We start from the raw sequence: 20593 nt of genomic DNA, 5'->3' as shown, positions 1-20593 counted from the left end.
TTCGATCGGGTATGGAGTTCGCGCTGCTGGGCTGGCCGGCCGCGGGGCCGACGCTCCGTCTGGACTTCCGGGAGTTCAGCTACGCGGGGAAGTTCGTGATGAGCAACACGGGCAAGGCCGTCGCCCGCGACCCGGGCGGCCCGCGCGCCGAGCCGCGCAGCGTCGACGCCGACGTCGAGCGCCACGAGCCCGGAAGCGAGAGCGATCCCTTCGAGCGCGACATCGTCGCCGCCGCCGCGTTCAACGAGGACCGCACCGATCCGGGCGTGCTGTGGATCCGGTACATCACCACCCGCCACGACCGACGCGGGGAGGGGATCGGCGCCCGACTCGCCGCCTTCGTCGCCGAGCGCGCCGAGCAGCGGGGGTACCGCCGCTGCCGGATCGCGGTCAACAACCCCTTCGCGTACCACGCGCTGTACAAGGCTGGCTTCGTGTTCACCGGCCGGGAGACCGGCCTCGCCGAACTGGTGCTCGAACGCCCGGGGCAGCGCGACGCCGCGACGTACCAGTGCGGACTGGACACGTTCCGGACCGACGAGGACCGCGACCTGAGCGACGACGAACACGCGTTCCTCGACCGCCACGAGGGCGACGATGCACCCCCGCTCGTCTCGGCGCCGGAGGAGCCGGCGCCGGAGCCCTGACCGGCCGCGATCCTCCACCTTCAAGCCCGCGCGTCGGCTACCCCGCCCATGGGCAACGCGGATCTCCGCGACGTGGCGGCCATCGAGGACGTCTCCTTCGACTCGCTGTCGGGGAGCGTCGTCGCCGTCGACGCGCACAACTGGCTCTACCGCTACCTCACGACGACGGTGAAGTTCACCGCCGACTCGGTGTACACGACCGACGACGGCGAGGAGGTCGCGAACCTCGTCGGCGTCGTGCAGGGGCTGCCGAAGTTCTTCGAGGCCGACGTGACGCCGGTGTTCGTGTTCGACGGCGGCGTCACCGACCTCAAGAGCGACGAGGTCGAGCGCCGGCGGGAGCAGCGCGAGCAAGCCGAACAGCGCCGACAGGCGGCCGAAGAGGCCGGCGAAGCCGTCGAGGCCGCCAGACTCGACGCCCGGACCCAACGCCTGACGGACACCATCCACGAGACGACCCGGGGGCTGTTCGACCGCCTCGACGTGCCGTACATGGAGGCGCCAGCAGAGGGGGAGGCCCAGTGTGCCCACATGGCCGCCGCCGGCGACGTGGACTACGCCGGCAGCGAGGACTACGACACGATGACGTTCGGCTCGCCGCTGACGCTCAGACAGCTCACCTCGAAAGGGGATCCGGAGCTGATGGACCTCCAGAAGACCCTCGAGAAACACGAGATCACCTACGAACAGCTCGTCGACGTGGCGCTGCTGATGGGGACGGACTTCAACGAGGGGGTCAGCGGCTACGGCCCCAAGACGGCCGTGAAAGCGGTGAAGGAACACGGCGACATCTGGGGCGTGATGGACGCCGAGGACGTGTACGTCGAGAACGCCGACCGCGTTCGGGAGCTCTTTTTCGACCCGCCGGTCACCGACGAGTACGAGCTCGATCTCGACGTGGATCCGGACATCGACGCCGCGAAGCGCTACGTCACCGAGACGTGGGGGGTCGACGCCGGCGAGGTCGAACGCGGCTTCGAACGCATCGAGGAGTCGCTCGTCCAGACCGGCCTCGACGACTGGACGTAGACGCCGCGAGACTACGAAATCGTTTCTTCTCGACATTTCCCCTATCGAGAACAACACCGTCCCAGTCCGGTGGTCGTCGTGTAGCTGACGATAGACTTATCAGGAAACGGTAGTAGAAACTGGTGTGCTACTCGAGCGCGCGCTCACCGTCGGGACCACCCTCGCGCTGCTCGGCTCGTTCGTCTTCTCGCTGGTCGCCGTTCGGGGGTACTGGAACGCCCCGTTCGGCGACGTGCTCCGGCCGCTGCCGGTCGCGTTCGGCGGCTTCCTCGCTGCCGCGATCCCCGGCGCGCTCGGTGCTGCGGTGCCGCTTCGCTACCGCGCGGTCGTCGCAAGCGCTGCCGTCCTCGCGGCGTTCGTGGCCGCCGTCGAGGGCGTGGTCCTGCTCGCGGGGTGGCGCCGGGTATGACCGTGGCCACGCCGGTCGGGCTGCTCGCGCTGCTCGACGCGTTGACGCTCTCGATCACGAGCGCGCTGCTCGTCTATCCCGTCGTTCGTTACTCCAGTAACGTGGCCCACACGGCCGGGTTCCTCGGGCTCGCGACCGCGTTCGTCCTGCTGACGGCGGCGGCCGTCGACGTGCTCCTGTTCGGCGGAAGCCTCCGCGTGTCGGTACTCGTGCTGCTGGCGTCGCTCGCCGCCCTCGTCGGCACCGCGTCGTTCGCGCGGCCGTTCCTGACCGTGCCGATACCCGACGACGAGCCGGAGCCGGCGGCGTTCGACGGTCGGTTCGACGGGGGTGGGAAGCAGTGAGCTTCGGCAGCCGGTCGATGCTGCTCGGGCCCGAAGTCGGACAGGACCAGCCGGCGAACGAGATGCCGGGCGATACGGCGACGCTCCCCGAGGCGTCCGGCCGGCAGGCGCTGGTGACGGTTCCGTCGATGAGCACCGGGCTGACGGAGCTGCCCGAGCGCGGCTTCGAGAACCTCCTCGTCGTCTCGCCTTGGTCACCCGCCCGGGTCGAGTCCGCGCTCCGGGACCGCGGCGTTCCCGTGGGGAACTGCGGCCTGATCCCGCTCAACGGCTCGCCGGTGCGCTACGACGGGCCGCTCTGGACGACCGAGGCCGTCTCGCCCGCGGACCTGACCGGGCTGTCGATGCGCTACTGCGAGGCGATGCGCCACGTCGAACCCGGCGAGGGCTGGGTGCTGATCGACAACGTGCAGGTGTTGCTGATGTACGCCGACGCCGAACGGGTCGTCCGGCTGCTGGACCGCCTCACCCGGCAGGCGCGGGAGCGCGACGTGACGGGCGCGGTCACGGTCGACCGCAGCGCCGTCGAGTCGCGGACGCTCGCGACGCTCGGCCAGCTCGTCGGGACGGTCGTCGAGCGCTAACTCCGGGCCAGTCGGTCGCGACGACGGCCCGCCTCCCGCCCAGACGGCCATCACCGACTGCCTTTTCACCGCGCACGACCGGGGGTAGCGTATGGACACGGACGAACTCGAAGCGACGATCGAGGCCGAGATCCCCGACGCGGAGGCGACAGTCGACCTCCCGCGCGCCCACCACGATCGGAACCACCAGGACGCCCACTTCGCGGCGGTCGTCGTCTCCCCCGCGTTCGAGGGGGAGACGCTGGTCGACCAGCACCAGATGGTGTACGACGCCGTCGGCGACGAGATGACCGACAGCGTCCACGCGCTGGAGATCGAGACGTACACCCCCGAGGAGTACGAGGCGAAGCAGGCCGCCGACGAGGAGTAGCGGGAGCACTTTTCACGCCCGCCGCCGTCGACGGACCATGGCCGCCCCGTCGAGCTGGAACCGCACGACGCTATCCGTCGCGAGCCTCGCGTACGCGGGCATCTTGCTCCTGACGGTCGTCGAGGCGCTGACGACGCTGATCGCCGCGGGCGCGCTGTTCGTGTTCGCGCTCTCGGCTGGCGGCACCGTCCGGCTGGCCGACGAGCACGGGCTGCGCTGGCCGGCGGCCGCTTTCTTCGGCGTCGTCGCGCTCCTGCTCGCGGCGGCGTACTGGCGCGCCGGCGGGAGCGTCGACGCCTTCACGGCGATGATGAGCCACCTGCTCGGGCTGTTCGCCGTCGCCGCCGTCGCGGCGGCGGAGCTGTTCCTCCAAGAGTTGGCCGGGACCCGGAACGCGTAGGCGACGCCGACATCGGAGGCTTTTACGCCGTACCGGCCGATCGGCCGGGCATGAGCGAAGAGGACTACCGAACCGAAGCGGACAGCCTCGGCGAAGTGCAGGTGCCCGCGGACGCCTACTGGGGCGCCCAGACCCAGCGCGCGATCCAGAACTTCCCCATCTCCGACAGCGTGTTCGGCCGGCGGTTCGTCCGCGCGCTCGGCGTCGTGAAGAAGGCGGCCGCGCAGGCCAACCGTGACCTGGGCCACCTCGACGACGAGACCGCCGACGCGATCGTCGCCGCCGCCGACGAGGTGATCGCCGGCGAGCACGACGACCAGTTCCCCGTCGACGTGTTCCAGACCGGTTCGGGCACCTCCTCGAACATGAACGCCAACGAGGTGATCGCCAACCGCGCCGCCGAGATCCTCGGCGCCGAGGTCGGCGACCGCGTGGTCCACCCCAACGACGACGTGAACTTCGGGCAGTCCTCCAACGACGTGATCCCGACGGCGATGCACGTCGCCGCACTGGAAGCCGTCGAGAAGGACCTCACTCCCGCGCTGGAAAGCCTCGCCGACGAACTCGAAGCGAAGGAAGACGAGTTCGACGGCGTGGTCAAGACCGGCCGCACCCACCTGCAGGACGCCACGCCCGTCCGGCTCGGGCAGGAGTTCGGCGGCTACCGCACGCAGGTCGAGAAGGGGCTGGACCGACTGGAGAGCGTCCGCCCGCGACTGGCGGAGCTAGCGCTGGGCGGCACCGCGGTCGGGACCGGACTCAACACCGACCCCGAGTTCCCCGAGCTCGCCGCGGAGTACATCAGCGAGGAGACCGGCCTCGGCTTCCGCGAGGCCGACGACCACTTCGAGGCGCAGGCCGCCCACGACGCCATGAGCGAGGCCCACGGCGCGCTGCGGGTGGTCGCGGGCAGCCTGAACAAGATCGCGAACGACCTGCGCCTGCTCGCCTCGGGCCCGCGGAACGGGCTCGGCGAGATCGAGCAGCCCGAGAACCAGCCCGGGAGCTCGATCATGCCCGGCAAGATCAACCCCGTCGTCGCCGAGGCGGTGAATCAAGTCCACAAGCAGGTCGTGGGTAACGACGCCGCCGTCTCCGCCGGCGCCGCGGAGGGGCAGATCGACCTGAACCTCTACAAGCCGGTGATCGCGCACAACTTCCTCGAGTCCGCGGAACTGCTGAGCAACAGCGCCGAGACGTTCGCCGAGAAGTTCGTCGCGAAGCTGGAAGCGAACGAGGAACACTGCGAGGCACAGGTCGAGCGCTCGATGGCGCTGGCGACGGCGCTCAACCCCGCGATCGGCTACGACAAGGCGTCGAAGGTCGCGAAGAAAGCGCTCGCGGAGGGGAAGTCCGTGAAGGAGGTCGCCGTCTCCGAGGGCTACCTGACCGAGACGGAAGCCGAGGACGTGCTGGATCCGGAGAAGATGACCCACCGCGGGATTCTGGGCGACGAGGACTGAGGCGTCGAGAGCGAGGCGCTGTTTCCTTCACCGGGGAGAAGACACTTACTGCGACCGGTGGTGTCGGACGACGTGAAGAAACACTGGTCCCTGCTGTTCGTCGCCGTCGGCGTCGTCCTCGCCGCCGTCGGCGGCTACTTCCTCTGGGGGGCGTTCGTCTGTTCGACCACGGAGATGGTCTCGGTCGAACCGACCACGGCCGGCTCCGGGGACGAGCCCGTCCCGTTCGACTCCCTCTCCGAGCGCCAGCAGAATGCGTTCTTGCGGGCGCTCGATACCGACGGCCACGTCACCGTCGACGACGACCTCGATCTCCCCTACACCGTCGGCTACGAGGGCGAGTCGTACAGGGTCCTCACGGCCCACGGCGACGGCTGCTGGATCACGGGAGTCCCCGCGATCCCCGTGACCCTGCTCGGCCTCGCGCTCGTCGGCTTCGGCGGCCGGCGACTCCGATCCGGGTAGCGCGAGCCACGCCCAACTGCGACCATTTTTACCCCCTCCGCTCCCCAGACGACCTATGAGCGACGACGCCCGCGACTACGAGGAACTCGGCCTCGTGGCCGGTCTGGAGATCCACCAACAGCTCGACACCGAGACGAAGCTGTTCTGCGACTCGCCGACCGAACTCCGCGAGCCCGAGGAAGCGACCCACACGATCACCCGCGAGCTCCACCCGACCCGGAGCGAGCTCGGCGAGCTCGACGAGGCGGCGATGGAGGAGAGCCGCGTCGACCGCACGTTCGAGTACCTCGCGTACGACACCACCTGTCTGGTCGAGGAGGACGACGAGCCGCCCGCACGGATCGACGAGGAGGCGCTCTCGGTCGCGATGAGCATCGCGGACCTGCTCGACGCCGACGTGGTCGATCAGGCCCACGTGATGCGCAAGCTCGTCATCGACGGCTCGAACACCTCCGGCTTCCAGCGCTCTTTGCTGTTGGCCCAGAACGGCGAGATAGAGACCGACGAGGGGTCGGTGGGCATCACCGACGTGATGCTGGAGGAGGAGTCCGCCCAGCGCGTCGAGGAGACCGAGGCGGGCGTTCGCTACTCGCTTGACCGCCTCGGCATCCCGCTCGTGGAGATCGGCACCGCGCCGGACATCAGTTCGCCCGAGCAGGCACACGAAGCCGCCGAGCACATCGGGATGCTCCTGCGTTCGACCGGCTCGGTGAAGCGCGGGCTCGGCACGATCCGGCAGGACGTGAACGTCTCCATCGCCGACGGCGCCCGCGTCGAGATCAAGGGCGTGCAGGCGCTGGGCGACATCCGCGACATCGTCGCCAACGAGGTCGACAGACAGGTCGAACTGCTCGAAATCCGCGACGAACTGGAGTCCCGCGGGGCCGCGGTGGGCGAGGTCACCGACGTGGCCGAGGTGTTCGACGACACCGACTCGGGCGTGATCCGCGGCGCGCTCGACTCCGGCGGCGAGGTGCTCGCCGTGCCGCTGTACGGCTTCGACGGGCTGGTCGGCCGGGAGATCCAGCCCGACCGACGCCTCGGGACCGAGCTCTCCGACCACGCCAAGCGCGCCGGGGCCGGGGGCATCTTCCACACCGACGAACTGCCCGCCTACGGCGTCACCGAGGCGGAGGTCGCGGAGCTGAAGGCCGCCGTCGACGCCGGCGAGGACGACGCCGTGGCGCTGGTCGCCGCCGACAGCGAGGTGGCCGGACAGGCGATCGAGGCCGCCGCGGACCGTGCCCGGACCGCCATCGAGGGCGTGCCCGAGGAGACCCGCGGCGCGAACGACGACGGGACGACGCGCTACCTCCGGCCCCTCCCGGGTGCGGCGCGGATGTACCCCGAGACCGACGTGCCGCCCGTGGAACCGGACCCCAGCGAGATCGAGACGCCCGAACTCCTGACCGAGCGCGTGGAGCGCTACGCCGACGAGCTCGGGCTGGACGAGGGGCTCGCGGAGCAGGTCGCGTTCGGCCGCCGGATGGTGCTGTTCGAGGAAGCCGTCGCGGAAGGCGTCGACCCCACCTTCGCCGCCTCCACGCTTGAGTCGACGCTCACCGAACTCAGCCGCGACGGCGTCGACGTGGAGAGCATCCGCGACGACGCGCTGCTCGAAACGCTGCTGCTCGTCGAGGAGGGCGATCTCCCGAAGGAGGGCGTCAACCCCGTGCTCACCGCGCTCGCCGCTGACCCCGAACTCACGCCCGAAGAGGCCATGGAGGAGGAGGGCGTCGGCGGCGTGAGCGAGGACGAAGTGCGCGAGGCGGTCCGAGAGGTCGTCGAGCGCAACGCTGAGCAGGTCGAAGAGGAGGGGATGGGCGCGTTCTCCGGCCTCATGGGCGAGGCCATGGGCGCGCTGCGCGGGCAAGCCGGCGGCGACCTCGTGAGCGAGGTGCTGCGCGAGGAGATCCAGAAACGGGCCTGAGGCGGCGCTTCGCCGCCGCGACTACTCGTCGGCGAGCATCTCGACCAGCGTGTCGAGCGAGTAGCTCTCCAGCGGTCGCTGCCCGTCCCGGAGCGACTTGATCACGAACGTCGAGTCGGTGCGGTCGACCTCCTCGACGTCCTCGAACGCCCGAATCAGTCGCTCCACGTCGTCGCTGTCGGGCAGGCGCGCGACGACGACGAAGTCCGTCTCGCCCATCGTGAAGTACGCCTCCGTCACGCCCTCGATCGCGAGTAGCCGTTCGCTCAGCTGTTCGTGGGAGCCGCTGTAGTCCGCCAACACCTCGATGACGACCGTGACGCCGAGCCCCAGCTCGTCGAGGTTCAGGTCGTAGAGGTCGTTCTCGATCACGCCGTCCTCCCGGAGGTTGTTCAGCCGGTAGTGGATCGTCGAGACGGGGATTCCCGTCTCCTCGTGGAGCCGTTCGGGGCTGCCGGTGCCGAGGTCGGAGATCGCCTTCAGCAGGCGCACGTCGCGCTCGTCCATACGCCCCGTTCGAGACCGGAGAGCAAAGGGTTTGGGGGAAAGTGATCGAGAAGACCAATCGAAACCCAGTTTTCTGAATCGAATTCTAAAAACACCACCGCCGGTAGAGACAGGCATAAGTAGGGCAGTCGATTCGTCACAAATACGAATATGAATGCGATTCGCTGGAGTCGCGGCCAACTTTTGGCCGCTCTGTTGTTCGTTTCCCTCGCGTCGATCTGGGGCGGCTCGTTCGTCGCCATCGAGATGGGGCTCGGCTCGGTGCCGCCGCTGTGGTTCGCGGGGCTGCGATATCTGCTCGCCGGGGCAGTGATCTCCGGCGTCGCCGCCGCGACCGGGCGGTTCCGACCGAAAGACCGCTCGGAGTGGCTCTCGATCGCGCTGGTCGGCAGCTTCGTCGTCGCCGGCTACCACGGGCTGCTGTACCTCGGGACGGCGGTGATCTCCGGCTCGATCTCCTCGGTGATCGTCAGCCTCTCGCCGGTGCTCACCACCGTCGCCGCCGGCGCGCTGCTGGCCGACGAGTCCCCCGGCGTGGTCGACGGTCTCGGCCTCCTGTTCGGCCTCGCGGGCGTCGTCGTGATCGCGAACCCCGGCGGGAGCTCGGTCCCGCTCTCGGGCGTCGCGCTGGTGTTCGTCGGCGTCGCGCTGTTCGCGACGGGCTCGGTCGGGCTGCGCGCGCTGGACTCGGGGCTCCCGGCGGCGTCGATGCAGGGCTGGGCGATGCTCGTCGGCTCGACGATGCTCGTCGGCGGCGCCGTCCTCCGCGGCGAACGGTTCCCGACCGGCGTCGTCAGCGGCGACTCGGCGCTGCCGTTCCTCTACCTGGTGTTCGGTGCCGCCGTCGTCGGCTACCTGATCTACTTCGATCTGCTCTCGCGGATCGGGCCGGTCCGGGTGAACTACGTCGCTTACCTCGAGCCCGTGACCGCGGCGATGGCCGCGTGGGCGGTGCTCGGCCGCGCGCCCACGACGACGACTGCGACGGGGTTCCTGCTCGTCGCTGCCGGGTTCGCGCTCGCGACCGTCGACGACCCGCTGGAGCGACTCGGGCTCCGCTCGGAGGGCGTCGTGTACAGCGACCTCTCGGACAACGGCAGCGTCGAAGTCCACTACGCCGACTGAGCGACGCCGGAAGGGCCAACACCACGCCGGCTGAACGGCCGCTGTGACCACCTACTTCGAAGACCTGACCGTCGGCGAAACCGACGAGTTCGGCACCTACGACGTGACCGAAGAGGAGATAGTCGAGTTCGCCGGGCAGTACGACCCGCAGCCGTTCCACACCGATCCGGAGGAGGCGGCCGAGACGATCTACGGCGGGCTCATCGCCTCGGGCTGGCACACCTGCGCGATGACGATGCGGCTGCTCGTCGACGGCCACTTCGACGACAGCGCGGCGATGGGCGCGCGCGGCGTCGAGGAACTGCGTTTCCCGCGACCGGTCCGGCCGGGCGACTCACTATCGGTCCGAACCGAAATACTCGAGAAGACGGTCGATTCTGCGGACCGCGGCACCGCCCGCGTTCGGTCGGAGACGGTAACCGAGAACGACGAGTTGGTGCTCTCGATGACCAGCGAGGTGATGTACGCCCGGCGGTGACGCTCGAACGCCGCCTCAGCGCCGCAGTTGGTCTTCCTCGTCGAGTTCGTCGAGCAGCTCCTTCCGTTCTTCGAGCTGGTCGGTTGCGCGCCGGAGCACGCCCAGCAGCGTCGTGACCTCGCGGTCGGTCGGCTTCACCCGGCCCAGCAGCCGCCGGAACATCCGCTCGGTCTTCTCGTGTTTGTGCTCGCGGTGGCCCATCGCGGTCAGGAACTCGTCCCAGTAGTCGTGCAGCCGCTCGATCTCTTCGGGGCCCGCGCGGTGGGGCTCGGTGTCGGGCAGTTGGGTGCCGTCGTCGAGCGTGAGCTTTCGGAGTTCGTACAGCGTGACCGTCGCCGACTGGCCGAGGTTCATCACGGGGTACGCCTCGCTCGCGGGGATCGAGGCGACCTGATCCAGCCGTTCGAGCTCCTCGTTCGAGAGCCCCTTGTCCTCGCGACCGAACACGAGCGCGACGGGGGCGTCGACGCCGCGGAGCTCCTCGACGAGATCCGCGGGCGTGCTGTAGGGGAACCGGACGTGCTTGCGGCTGTCCTCGCCCGTGATCGCGGTGAAGCCGACCGTGTGGTAGTTCGCACAGAGCTCGTCGAACGTGATCTCCTCGGCGCCGGGGAGCACGTCCTGTCGGGCGTGACCCGCGAACCCGTACGCCTCGCCGTCGGGCTCGATCTCGGGCGGGTCGATCAACAGCAGGTCCTCGACGCCGAAGTTCTTCATCGCCCGGGCGATCGTGCCGACGTTGCCGGGCGTCTGGGCGTCGACGATACAGACCGAGATGTCGGGTGCGGCGCCCTCGCTGTCGGCGCTCCCCGCCCCGTCGTCCGACGGCGCTCCCTCGCTCATCCGCTCCCGGGGTAGTCGGTGTCCAAGTCGAGGTCGGAGACGTCGAGCTCTTCGCCCGCCGCCTCGTCGTCGCTCTCGGGCGCTCGCAGGTCGTAGCGCTTCTCCTCGAACTCGACGGACTGCTCCAGCCGACGCTGGGCCTCCTCGGGGGTGGGGAGGTTCGGCAGCTCGCCCGGCGACTCCTCGACGTGCTCGTCGGGGCCGTACCCCTCGGGCGCGCGGTTGCCGGCGACGAACCACTCGTGGAACTCGTCGCGGAACGTCTCCTCGCCGGCGAGCTCGCTCCCGCCCTCCTCGCGGAACCAGTAGAGGAAGTCCGCCTCGTGTTCGTTACACAGCAGCACCTCGTCCCCGGGCTCGCCGTAGACGATGGCCGCGGGGTTGGCCCGTCGTTTCTCCGCCTCGCCGTGTTCGAGGTAGCAGGCGTCGCAGGGCTGGTCCATCAACAGGCCGAGACGCAGGAGCCGGTTCCGGGCGTCGTCGGGCATCTCGTCCAGCGGCGCCCAGTTCCCGTCGTCGGTGAACACCTCGTCCTCGTCGAACCGCCATCCGCGAAGGCCGACGCTCACTTTCGCCATTACCAGTGGTTCCCGCTTGGCGGCCAAAAAGGGCGCGCTCCCGGCCCGGGGCGGCGCACACGCTCGTTCCCTGCCCGTCGAAGCCGTGGCGGTCGACACGGGGATCGGCGCGGGGGCGTCAGACCGACTCCACGTCGGTGATCTCGAAGCGCGCGCCGCCGGCCTCGCTTTCCGCGACGGAGATCTCCCAGCCGTGCGCGACGGCCAACTGCTTGACGCTCGCCAGCCCGACCCCGTGTTCGCCCTCCTTGACGGTGGTGCCGATCTCGAACACGTCGTCGCGCTCCCCCGCGGGGATGCCGGGGCCGTCGTCGGCGACGTAGAACCCCGTCGGGAGCTCACCGACGGTGACGGTCACCCCCTCGCCGCCGTGCTCGACGGCGTTCTTGAGGAGGTTCTCGAGCAGGCGTGCCAGCGCGCCCTCGTCGGCGTGGACCGTCTGTTCGGTCTCGATGGCGAGGGTCGCTCTCGCGGTCTCGAGGGCGTCCCAAGCCGAACGGCTCGCCGCCCCGAGGTCGACCGCGGTCACGTCGTTCACGAGCTCGCCCTCGCGCATCACGCTCGCGAGGTCGCCGATGAGCTCGTCGAGGCGGTCCAGTGCCGCCTCGGCCTGTTCGAGGTGTTCGGCCTCCCCGGTGTCGCGGGCGAGCTCGACCCGTCCGCGGACGACGTTCAGCGGCGTCCGGAGATCGTGTGAGAGCACGCTGGCGAACTCGTCGAACTGTGCCAGCTGTCGTTTCAGCCGTCGTTCGCGCCGCTGCCGGTCCCGGATGTCCCGTCCGATGCCGGCGACGTAGACGTTCCCGTCGTCGTCGACGATACGGCGTTTCCGGAACTCGAAGGGGATCGTGTCGCCGTCTTTGGTCAGGATCGGCGCCTCCATCGTCGACGAGCCGGTTTCGAGAGCGCGCTCGATGTCCGACTCCACCCGTGGGCGGACCTCGGGCGGGAACAGTTCGAGCGGCGACATCGAGAGCAGCTCCTCGCGGCTGTAGCCCGTCGTCGTCGCCTGCTCGCCCACCCGGACGATGTTCCCCTCGGGGTCGAACAGGTAGAACACGTCGTCGAGCACGTTCAGCGCGTAGTCGAGCAGGTCCTTCGGCACGTCGCGCGAACGGGCGCGTTCGTGGCGCTCGGTCGTGTCCCGGGTCACCTTGAGGAACCCCTTGTGGGTCCCGTCGTCGTCGAACACGGCGCTGATGAGCACTTTCCCCCAGAACCGCGAGCCGTCCTTCCGGACGCGCCACCCCTCGTCCTGCACCGACCCCTCGGCCAGCGCCGTCTCCAGCAGCTCGTCGGGGTAGCCGATCTCGGCTTTCGCCTCGGGGTAGAACACCGAGAAGTGGCGGCCGAGGATTTCCTCGGTCTCGTACCCCTTCAGTCGCTCGGCGCCGCGGTTCCAGCTCGTGACGAACCCCTCGGTGTCGAGCGAGAAGATGGCGTACACCTCGACGGCGTCGATGAACTGCTCGAAGCGCCGCCGCTCCTGTTCGAGCGTCCGCTCGACCTGTTTCTCCTCGGTGATGTCCTGCACCAGACAGAGCAGGGTCCCGTCGTCGGTGTAGGTGAGCGCGTGGTCGACGACCAGCCGCTCGCCGTTCTTGCGTTTCTGGACGCTCTCGCCGCTCCAGCGATCGTTCTCCGGCACCGACGGGAGGATCTCCTCGTGGATCTGCTGGACGTGATCGTCGGGGTAGAGAATCTGCCAGTGCTTCCCGATCATCTCCTCGCGCTCGTAGCCGTACACGTCGGCGTAGGCGGTGTTGACGTACTGGAACGTCCCCTCCTCGTCGAGGAACGCGATCCCCTCGCGGGCGGTCTCGATCGCCGAGAAACCCCGCTCGACCTCCCGGGTCGCGTAGTGCTGCTCGACGGCGTTCTCGACGCGGTGGGCGAGCACGGCGTACTGGTCGGTGCCGCGCTCCTTCTGTAGGTAGTCGGTGACGCCGGCGGAGATGGCGTCGCTGGCGATCTCCTCGCTCCCCTTCCCGGTGAACAGGATGAACGGCACGTCGCGCTCCCGCTCCCGAACCGTCTCGAGGAACTCGAGCCCGTCCCGGCCGGGCATCTCGTAGTCGCTGACGATGCAGTCGACGTCGTCGTCGAGCGCGTCGAGCGCCGCGTCGACGTCCGGCGCCGTGAGAACGTCGAGCCGCTCGCTCTCGCGTTCGAGATAGATCGACACCAGATCACTGAACTCGGGGTCGTCGTCGACGTGGAGCACCGTGATCGAGCGCTGCGCCGGTCCGCCCGGCCCGCTGTACTCGGGCAGCGCATCTGACGGCGAGAGCATGACAGACCGTTAGGAAACGAGTCCCATAACCGTGGGGGAGTAATCCCGACTTCTGGAGTCGAATTCAGGCTTTTTGTCGGTTGATTGTGTCGTGTTCGGTCGGGATGTGAAATACGGTTGATTCTGTCACGGGAACTTGGGCCGGAAGGGATTGTGAACTACGTCGAGACTCGCTCCGCTCGTCTCGCCTCGTTCAAATCCCTTCGAGTTCCGTTCGCGCGAAACGCCGTCTCGCGTCGCTGACGCTCCGCTCGACGGTTTGTTTCGCGCAGAAGCGGGACGGAAGGGATTTGAACCACGGTCGCACGTGCTCGCTTCGCTGCGCGCGTGCTCCCTAGTTCAAATCCTTCCGCGACGCTCTCGGTTTCTCACGTCCGTTCGAAACACGAGAAGCGGGCCGGAAGGGATTTGAACCCTCGACCGACGGATTAAGAGTCCGTCGCTCTCCCTAACTGAGCTACCGGCCCTCACAACCACCTCACGGCGGCCCGATAAAGAGGGTTTCCTTTTCGCCCCGAACCGAACGGTGGACCTTAAGTGTCGTCCCGCGGAAATCCCGGGTAGACATGAGCACCGGGGTCAGTATCTCCTCGATGTCGTCGTACGCTATTCTCGGCTGCGGGAGCGTCGGGCACGCCGTCGCCGAGTCGCTCGACGCCGAGGGGAAGGACGTCCTCATCCTCGACAAGGACGAGGACCGCGTCGAGGCGCTGCGCGATCAGGACCTCAACGCTGTCGTGCAGGACATCGCGACCCCGGGTGTCGTCGACGCCGTCGCGGACCGGGACGTGGTGCTGATCCTCGCCTCCGACGTGGAGGCCAACAAGGCCGCCGTCGAGGCGATCCGGGAGCGCGATGACGACCAGTTCCTCGTCGTCCGCGCCTCCGACCCCGTCAGCGGCGACGAGCTCCGGGAGCTCGGCGCCGACGTGGTGATCAACCCCTCCGAGGTGATCGCCGACTCCGCACTGCGGACGCTGGAGTCCGGCGAGATGGAGTACAAGGCCCGCCAGCTCGCGGAGATCCTCCGCAACGCCGACGGCGACCTCGCGATCCTGACCCACCACAGCCCCGACCCCGACTCGATCGCCAGCGCGGTCGCGCTGCGGGCGATCGCCGAGAGCTACGACGTGGACGCCGACATCCTCTACGACGGCGACATCGGCCACCAGGAGAACCGCGCGTTCGTGAACCTCCTCGGGATCGAACTCACCGACCGCGACGACGCGCCGGCGCTGGAGTCCTACGGCGCGCTCGCGCTGGTCGACCACATGAAAAGCGGCGAGCTGGACATCGACGCGCCGATCGACGTGTTCATCGACCACTACGAGCCCGAGGAGGCGATCGACGCCAGCTTCGTCGACGTGCGGCCGAACGTCTCCTCGACGTCGACGATCCTGACGAAGTACATGCAGGAGTTCGACATCTCCCCGAGCGAGGCGGTGGCCACCGCGCTCCTGTACGGCATCCGGGCGGAGACGCTCGACTTCAAGCGGGACACGACGCCCGCGGATCTCACCGCCGCCGCGTACCTCTACCCCTTCGCGGACCACGAGACGCTCGAACAGGTCGAGTCGCCGTCGATGTCGCCCGAGACGCTGGACGTGCTCGCCGAGGCAATCCAGAACCGCGAGGTGCAGGGGAGCCACCTGATCTCCAACGCGGGGTTCATCCGCGACCGCGACGCGCTCACGCAGGCCGCCTCGCATCTCCTCAATCTGGAGGGGATCACCACGACCGCGGTGTTCGGCATCGCGGAGGACACGATCTACCTCTCGGCGCGCTCGAAGGACATCCGGCTCAACATCGGCAAGGTGCTGCAGGACGCGTTCGGCGAGATCGGCGAGGCCGCCGGCCACTCCACGCAGGCCAGCGTCGAGATTCCCCTCGGTGTGTTCGGCGGGATCGAGACGACCGAAGAGAACCGCGATACGCTGCTCAGCCTCGCCGAGGAGGCGGTTCGCCGGAAGCTGTTCGAGGCGATGGGCGTCGAAGGCGAGACGTCGAACGGCTCCTGAACCGCGGCTCCCCGTCGTCCGTCGAAGGAGTCGACCGCGGCGACGACCGCCGTGAGAACAGGACGACTTACGCCAGCGTCTCCTCGGCTTCCTCGGGCCCGCGGAGCCGCTCGATGATGTCGTTGATGAGGATCACGTCGCCGACCGCGCGCACCCAGCGGTAGGGGACCATCACGCCCTTGCCGCCCTCGACGTTGCCCTGGAACAGCTCCTCGTTCAGATCCGCGAGCGCCAGCCCGGTCACCTGTTCGGCGCCGAGGTCGAGTCGGACGTCCTCGACCTCGCCGACGAAGACCCCGTTGTTGGAGTAGACCTCCCGACCCACGAGCGCCGTGATCTCTTGGGAATCGACGTTCATACCCGGGCCGACGAACCGATGAACAATAATTCTTCGCTGTCGCGGGAAGCTACTCCCACTCGCCGACGTCCGAATCGAACGCGGAGATCTCCTCGACTCGGAGAACCGTCCGCCCGTCGACCGCGATCTCGTAGAAGCCGTCGAGTCGCCGTGCGTTCGGCGGATCCTCGGGTGGACCAGTTATGCGTCCATCACGAAGGAGACACCCGCAAAAGTTTCCGATGGGAAGCGGGCGTCGCTGGCCGCCACAACGCACTTGCACCGCCCGATCACACACGCCACCCATGGTCGAGATTCACGTGACCGACGACTCGGTCGATCCGGCGGGCGCGACGCTGATCGAGGGGATGCCCGGCGTCGGGCTGGTCGGCAAGATCGCTACCGACCACCTGATCGACGAGCGAGACATGCGGGAGTTCGCGAGCGTCCGGGGCGAGGGGGTCCCGCCGGTGACGGTGTTCGACGGCTCGGACCGGAGCGTGAACTCCCCGATCCGGCTGTACGTCGACGACGAAGAGGAGCTGGTCGCGCTCCGCAGCGATGTGCCGGTCCACGTGATGGACGCGCCGCTGTTCGCGGCGCGGCTCACCGACTGGGTCGACGAGAACGACGTGCTCCCCATCTACCTCGGCGGGCTCGCCGCCGAGCGCGACGCCGACGAGGTGCCGTCGGTCGAGGGGATCGGCGTCGGGGACGGGCAGACCCGTCTGGACGACGCCGCGGTCGCACCGCCGGACGACGGCGGGATGATCTCGGGGCCCTGCGGCGCGCTGCTGTTCGAAGCCGTCGACGCCGACGTGGACGCCGTGGGGCTGATGGTCGACACCGACCCGCGGTTCCCCGACCCACAGGGCTCTCACGCCCTGATCAAACAGGGGATCAATCCCATCGCCGGCGTCGACGTCGACACGCAGCGGCTGGTCGATCAGGCCGAGGAGATCGTCGAACAGCGCAAGGAGCTGGCCCAGAAGATGCAGCAGGCCGACCAGCACGAGGCCTCGCAGGTCTCCCGAACCGGGATGTTCCAGTAGCTACTGCACCGCGTCGTACGCGTCCGCCATGATCTCAAGCGCCTCCTCCAACTCCTCGGTGCTCGTCGCGTAGGAGATCCGCGCGTACCCCTCGCCGGCCGCGCCGAACGCCTCGCCCGGCACGAGCACGACCCCGCGGGCGATACACTCGTCCACGAACCCCTCGGGCACCTCGGGCATCACGTAGAACGCGCCCTCGGGGGTGGGGACGTCGAGCCCGATGTCGGTCAGCCCGTCGACGACCAGGTCCCGACGCTCCTCGAAGCTGTCCACCATCTCGTCTACCACGCCTTGCGGGCCCGAGAGGGCGGCTTCGGCGGCGTACTGGGCCGGGGCGGACGCACACGCCTGCACGTACTGATGGACGCGCAGCATGCGCTCGATACGCTCGGGCGCGGCGGCGACCCAGCCCAGCCGCCAGCCGGTCATCGAGTACGTCTTCGAGCAGGCGTCAACGAGGACGGTCTGCTCGGGGGCGAACTCCGCGGGCGAGCGGTGGTCGCCGTCGAAGACGATTCGGCCGTACACCTCGTCGGAGATACAGAGCAGGTCGTGCTCCCGGGCGATCCGGGCGAACTCCTTCACGTCCGCGACAGGCGAGACCGCGCCGGTGGGATTGCCCGGACTGTTGACCACGAACGCCGCGGTGTCCTCGCTGATCGCGTCCTCGATCGCCGTGGGGTCGATGGTGAGGTCGTCGCGGACCGGTACTGGGACCGGTTCGGCGCCGGTCAGCTTCGTCAGCGCGTCGTACGCGACGAACCCGGGGTCCGGGATGATCACCTCGTCGCCGGGGCCGACGTGGGCCTCCAGCGCGATGTGGAGCGCCTCGCTCCCGCCCGCGGTCGCGATGACCTGTTCCGGGTCGTACTCGAGGCCGAGGTCGCGTTCGTGCTTCGCGACGATCCCCTCCCGGAGTTCGGGGACCCCCTTGTTGCCGGTGTAAGCGTCGGTCTTCCCGGCCTCGATCGCGTCGACGGCGCCCTGCCGGGCGTGATCGGGCGTCGGGAAGTCGGGCTGGCCGAGCCCGAGGTTGATCGCGTCCTCGCCGGCGGCTTCGAACACTTCCCGGATCCCGGAGATGGCGATGCGCTCCACGCGGTCGGAGAACTGAGGCATACCTCCGAGGTTGGCGGGGAGTGCGTTAATGGTTGCTCTCCACGAAGATGGTCGGCGGGTACTATCGCCGCCCGTCGCCGGAACCCGACTTACGGCCCGTGTCCCTGACGACGTACGTGCCCGCGACGCCGTCAAACAGCCGTTGGTTCTGGTCGTCGATCGCGATCGCCGCCATCCCGACCAGCCAAGTGAGCCAGCCGCCGAACAGCGCCGGGATGTTGCGGACGAGCGCCTTCCCGTACCCGATATCCGTGCCGCGCCTGTCCACGACGCGGATCCCCGTCACCATCTTGCCGACCGTCTTCCCGTAGGCGCCTTCGAGCACGGTCCCGTAGCCGAGACCGACCGCGAGCAGGCCGAAGAAGACGGTCGCCTCGGCGCCACCCTGGCTGCCGGCAGCGGCGGCGCCGACGAACACGACCACGATCAACAGCAGGAACATCACGGCGTAGTCGAGCAACTGTGCGGCGATGCGCCCCCCGACGACGTTGACGTCGCCGGGACCGCTGGAGGGCTGTCGCGACATGCCACTGCCTCATACGTCGTCCCACCAAAAGCTTCCTACTCTTCGGTTGCTTCCCGCAGCGTCTCGATCCGTGACTGGAGCTGTGAGAGCGCCACGTCGGCGTTCATGTACCCCTGATCGTACTCCTCGTACACAGTGTCTGCCGCGTCGAGGAACTCCGCGACTGCCTCGTCGGAACCGTCGGTCATGCCGATCGCTATCGGCTCCGTGGTGGTAAGCGGTTCGGAGCGGCCCCGAAATCCACAAGCGCCGCGGCGACTAACCCGGGGTGTGACGCTCACGCTCCGGTTCGACGACGGGACAGTTCGGGCCGTGAGCGACGACGACGCTCACTCGACGCTCGCCGAGATCGCCCACGAACACGACTACCTCGACGTCGACGACCGGACGGGCGGCTACCGTGCCCCGGCGTATCGCTACGTCGACCTCCGGAGCGCGCTCGACGAGCGGGGCGTCGACTACCGCGACCGCGTGCTCGACACCGAGCCGCTTTCGCTCTCGACGCGGTACCAACTCCGGGAGTACCAACAGGCCGCACTCGACGCGTGGCACGACACCGGTGATCGTGGGGTCGTGGAACTCCCGACCGGCGCGGGCAAGACGGTGCTCGCGATCGCCGCGATCGCCGAACTCGGCGTCCCGACGCTTGTCATCGTTCCGACGGTCGATCTCCTCGATCAGTGGCGCCGCGAACTCGAAGCGGAGTTCGACACCGAAATCGGGCAGTTCGGCGGCGGTGAACAGCGTGCGGCGCCGATCACGGTGTCCACGTACGACTCGGCGTACCTCAAGGCCGACGACGTGGGCGGGCAGTTCGGATTCGCCGTCTTCGACGAAGTTCACCACCTCGGCGGCGAGGGGTACCGCGAGATCGCGCGGCTGCTGGCGGCGCCCGCGCGACTCGGCCTGACCGCGACGTTCGAACGCCCCGACGGCGCCCACGAAGCGATCGCCGACCTCGTCGGGCCGCGGGTGTACACGCTCGATGCCGACGACCTCGCCGGCGACCACCTCGCCGAGTACGAGATCCGGCGGATCGAGGTGAATCTCACTCCCGAGGAGCGTGAGGCCTACGAGGACGCACAGGGGACGTTCGTCGACTACCTCAAGCGGTCGAACATCTCGATGCAACGCGGGAGCGACTACCAGGAGCTCGTGAAACGCTCCGGGCGCGATCCCGAGGCACGCGAGGCGCTGCTGGCCAAGCAGCGCGCCCGCCGGATCGTCCGCGAGGCCGACCGGAAAGTCGACGAGCTCGGTCGGCTGTTGGACCGCCACCGGGACGACCGCGTGATCGTGTTCACCGCGAGCACCGATCTCGTGTACCGGCTCTCCGAACGGTACCTCCTCCCCGCGATCACGAACGAGACGGGCGCCGCCGAGCGCCGGGAGATCCTGGATCGGTTCCGATCCGGGGAGTACTCCCGGGTCGTGACCGCGAACGTGCTCGACGAGGGCGTCGACGTGCCGGACGCGAACGTCGGCGTGCTACTCGCCGGCTCGGGGAGCGAACGGGAGTTCACCCAGCGGCTCGGCCGGATTCTCCGTCCCACCGAGGACGGCTCGCGGGCGCTGCTGTACGAGGTAGTCAGCGAGGAGACCGCCGAGGAACGCGTCGCCGAACGCCGTCGCTAGCGCTCGAACTGATCGTCCCAGCCGTAGGAGAGCCCGCCACCCCCCGCCCACGTCTCGTAGCGCACGTCGAAGACGAGGTCGATCTCGGCCGCGGCCCCACCGTCGAGCGAGACCTCCCGGGTGGCCTCGTACTCGGTGATTCCGTCGTCGGTTTCGACCGTCGCTCGTCCGACGAGCGTGTCGCTTCGCGTGCCGTCGGCGGTGTTCTCGACGCCGATCACGAGCACGAGTCTCCCCTCCTCGCCCTCGCGCGGTGTCCCGTCCACGATCCGGAGTGCCCGTGTCCGATCGACTGGAGCGCCGCCGTCGGGCGTCGTCGGCGGGTTTCGCGGTCCGGAACCGTCGCTCGCACTCACACACCCCGCGAGGGCGACCGTGACCAGCGGGAGGAACTGGCGTCGCTGCACGGTCGTCACTGTCGGGGGGAGACAATCAGCGTTC

At 68.8% G+C, this 20593-nt stretch carries 24 protein-coding genes and 1 tRNA gene; 15 read left to right on the top strand and 10 right to left on the bottom strand.

Going from position 1 to position 20593, the window contains the following annotated elements; translation table 11 throughout:
- Positions 1–11 precede the first annotated feature (11 nt).
- The 10 genes from ACQUSM_RS06480 to gatE all read left to right on the top strand — a co-directional run bounded on the left by ACQUSM_RS06480 (position 12) and on the right by gatE (position 7641).
- Positions 12–647 carry a GNAT family N-acetyltransferase gene (locus ACQUSM_RS06480; RefSeq protein WP_435116908.1) on the top strand — a complete coding sequence of 212 codons (636 nt, stop codon included), beginning with the start codon at positions 12–14 and terminating at the stop codon, positions 645–647.
- A gap of 48 nt (positions 648–695) precedes the next feature.
- Positions 696–1676, top strand: a complete 981-nt coding sequence (gene fen, locus ACQUSM_RS06475; protein WP_435116906.1) for a flap endonuclease-1 — start codon at positions 696–698, stop codon at positions 1674–1676.
- 124 nt (positions 1677–1800) lie between these two features.
- The gene (locus tag ACQUSM_RS06470; protein WP_435116904.1) at positions 1801–2085 is read left to right on the top strand and encodes a hypothetical protein; all 285 of its coding nucleotides are present in this window, start codon (positions 1801–1803) and stop codon (positions 2083–2085) included.
- A complete protein-coding gene (locus tag ACQUSM_RS06465; protein ID WP_435116902.1) occupies positions 2082–2429 on the top strand; it encodes a hypothetical protein in 348 nt (115 codons plus the stop codon). The genes ACQUSM_RS06470 and ACQUSM_RS06465 overlap by 4 nt, the downstream gene beginning before the upstream one ends.
- The gene (locus ACQUSM_RS06460; RefSeq protein ID WP_435116900.1) at positions 2426–3013 is read left to right on the top strand and encodes a DUF7504 family protein; all 588 of its coding nucleotides are present in this window, start codon (positions 2426–2428) and stop codon (positions 3011–3013) included. The genes ACQUSM_RS06465 and ACQUSM_RS06460 overlap by 4 nt, the downstream gene beginning before the upstream one ends.
- A gap of 91 nt (positions 3014–3104) precedes the next feature.
- On the top strand, positions 3105–3383 hold the full coding sequence (locus ACQUSM_RS06455; protein WP_435116898.1) for a BolA family protein: 279 nt from the start codon (positions 3105–3107) through the stop codon (positions 3381–3383).
- A 37-nt stretch (positions 3384–3420) separates the two neighbouring features.
- Complete coding sequence (locus ACQUSM_RS06450) at positions 3421–3783, top strand: hypothetical protein (RefSeq protein WP_435116896.1); 363 nt, start codon at positions 3421–3423, stop codon at positions 3781–3783.
- A 50-nt stretch (positions 3784–3833) separates the two neighbouring features.
- Entirely contained in the window at positions 3834–5246 is a 1413-nt protein-coding gene (locus ACQUSM_RS06445; protein WP_435116894.1) for a class II fumarate hydratase, read from the top strand.
- A gap of 72 nt (positions 5247–5318) precedes the next feature.
- Complete coding sequence (locus tag ACQUSM_RS06440) at positions 5319–5711, top strand: hypothetical protein (protein ID WP_435116892.1); 393 nt, start codon at positions 5319–5321, stop codon at positions 5709–5711.
- 55 nt (positions 5712–5766) lie between these two features.
- Positions 5767–7641, top strand: a complete 1875-nt coding sequence (gene gatE, locus ACQUSM_RS06435; RefSeq protein ID WP_435116890.1) for a Glu-tRNA(Gln) amidotransferase subunit GatE — start codon at positions 5767–5769, stop codon at positions 7639–7641.
- 21 nt (positions 7642–7662) lie between these two features.
- On the opposite strand, the gene ACQUSM_RS06430 is transcribed toward gatE, so the two are convergent.
- On the bottom strand, positions 7663–8148 hold the full coding sequence (locus ACQUSM_RS06430; RefSeq protein WP_435116888.1) for an Lrp/AsnC family transcriptional regulator: 486 nt from the start codon (positions 8146–8148) through the stop codon (positions 7663–7665).
- Positions 8149–8343: 195 nt separating this feature from the next.
- On the opposite strand from ACQUSM_RS06430, the gene ACQUSM_RS06425 reads away from it, so the two are divergent.
- Together ACQUSM_RS06425 and ACQUSM_RS06420 are read left to right on the top strand one after the other, a co-directional pair.
- Positions 8344–9273, top strand: coding sequence for a DMT family transporter (locus tag ACQUSM_RS06425; RefSeq protein WP_435116886.1), 930 nt, complete (start codon positions 8344–8346; stop codon positions 9271–9273).
- A 43-nt stretch (positions 9274–9316) separates the two neighbouring features.
- Positions 9317–9751: a MaoC family dehydratase gene (locus tag ACQUSM_RS06420; RefSeq protein WP_435116884.1), complete on the top strand. Its 435-nt coding sequence runs from the start codon at positions 9317–9319 to the stop codon at positions 9749–9751.
- Positions 9752–9766: 15 nt separating this feature from the next.
- Here the strand turns inward: ACQUSM_RS06420 and ACQUSM_RS06415 are convergent, their stop codons facing one another.
- The 4 genes from ACQUSM_RS06415 to ACQUSM_RS06400 all read right to left on the bottom strand — a co-directional run bounded on the left by ACQUSM_RS06415 (position 9767) and on the right by ACQUSM_RS06400 (position 13932).
- Positions 9767–10594: an RNA methyltransferase gene (locus ACQUSM_RS06415; RefSeq protein ID WP_435116882.1), complete on the bottom strand. Its 828-nt coding sequence runs from the start codon at positions 10592–10594 to the stop codon at positions 9767–9769.
- Complete coding sequence (locus tag ACQUSM_RS06410; protein ID WP_435116880.1) at positions 10591–11172, bottom strand: hypothetical protein; 582 nt, start codon at positions 11170–11172, stop codon at positions 10591–10593. The genes ACQUSM_RS06415 and ACQUSM_RS06410 overlap by 4 nt, the downstream gene beginning before the upstream one ends.
- 118 nt (positions 11173–11290) lie before the next feature.
- Complete coding sequence (locus ACQUSM_RS06405) at positions 11291–13465, bottom strand: PAS domain S-box protein (RefSeq protein WP_435116878.1); 2175 nt, start codon at positions 13463–13465, stop codon at positions 11291–11293.
- A 393-nt stretch (positions 13466–13858) separates the two neighbouring features.
- Positions 13859–13932, bottom strand: a tRNA-Lys gene (locus ACQUSM_RS06400).
- A 99-nt stretch (positions 13933–14031) separates the two neighbouring features.
- On the opposite strand from ACQUSM_RS06400, the gene ACQUSM_RS06395 reads away from it, so the two are divergent.
- Complete coding sequence (locus tag ACQUSM_RS06395; RefSeq protein ID WP_435116876.1) at positions 14032–15483, top strand: DHH family phosphoesterase; 1452 nt, start codon at positions 14032–14034, stop codon at positions 15481–15483.
- A gap of 67 nt (positions 15484–15550) precedes the next feature.
- On the opposite strand, the gene ACQUSM_RS06390 is transcribed toward ACQUSM_RS06395, so the two are convergent.
- Positions 15551–15841: a PRC-barrel domain-containing protein gene (locus ACQUSM_RS06390; protein WP_435116874.1), complete on the bottom strand. Its 291-nt coding sequence runs from the start codon at positions 15839–15841 to the stop codon at positions 15551–15553.
- A gap of 284 nt (positions 15842–16125) precedes the next feature.
- On the opposite strand from ACQUSM_RS06390, the gene ACQUSM_RS06385 reads away from it, so the two are divergent.
- Positions 16126–16872 (top strand): proteasome assembly chaperone family protein, encoded by a 747-nt coding sequence (locus tag ACQUSM_RS06385; protein WP_435116872.1) that lies wholly within the window; start codon positions 16126–16128, stop codon positions 16870–16872.
- Here ACQUSM_RS06385 and ACQUSM_RS06380 read toward each other — a convergent pair whose 3' ends face one another.
- From ACQUSM_RS06380 to ACQUSM_RS06370, 3 genes are all read right to left on the bottom strand, one after another.
- Positions 16873–17991, bottom strand: coding sequence for a pyridoxal phosphate-dependent aminotransferase (locus tag ACQUSM_RS06380; RefSeq protein ID WP_435116870.1), 1119 nt, complete (start codon positions 17989–17991; stop codon positions 16873–16875).
- A gap of 61 nt (positions 17992–18052) precedes the next feature.
- On the bottom strand, positions 18053–18517 hold the full coding sequence (locus ACQUSM_RS06375) for an RDD family protein (RefSeq protein ID WP_435116868.1): 465 nt from the start codon (positions 18515–18517) through the stop codon (positions 18053–18055).
- A 35-nt stretch (positions 18518–18552) separates the two neighbouring features.
- The gene (locus ACQUSM_RS06370; RefSeq protein ID WP_435116866.1) at positions 18553–18705 is read right to left on the bottom strand and encodes a hypothetical protein; all 153 of its coding nucleotides are present in this window, start codon (positions 18703–18705) and stop codon (positions 18553–18555) included.
- 82 nt (positions 18706–18787) lie between these two features.
- Here ACQUSM_RS06370 and ACQUSM_RS06365 point away from each other — a divergent pair, with 82 nt between their 5' ends.
- Positions 18788–20152: a DEAD/DEAH box helicase gene (locus ACQUSM_RS06365; protein ID WP_435116864.1), complete on the top strand. Its 1365-nt coding sequence runs from the start codon at positions 18788–18790 to the stop codon at positions 20150–20152.
- Here the strand turns inward: ACQUSM_RS06365 and ACQUSM_RS06360 are convergent.
- Positions 20149–20559 (bottom strand): hypothetical protein, encoded by a 411-nt coding sequence (locus tag ACQUSM_RS06360; RefSeq protein ID WP_435116862.1) that lies wholly within the window; start codon positions 20557–20559, stop codon positions 20149–20151. The two genes, ACQUSM_RS06365 and ACQUSM_RS06360, sit on opposite strands and share 4 nt — an antisense overlap.
- Positions 20560–20593 lie beyond the last annotated feature (34 nt).

The sequence above is a fragment of the Halolamina sp. C58 genome, assembly GCF_051195095.1.
Classification (GTDB): Archaea; Halobacteriota; Halobacteria; order Halobacteriales; family Haloferacaceae; genus Halolamina.
Note: the sequence above shows the minus strand (reverse complement) of the source record. Positions and strands in the feature narration are given on the sequence as shown.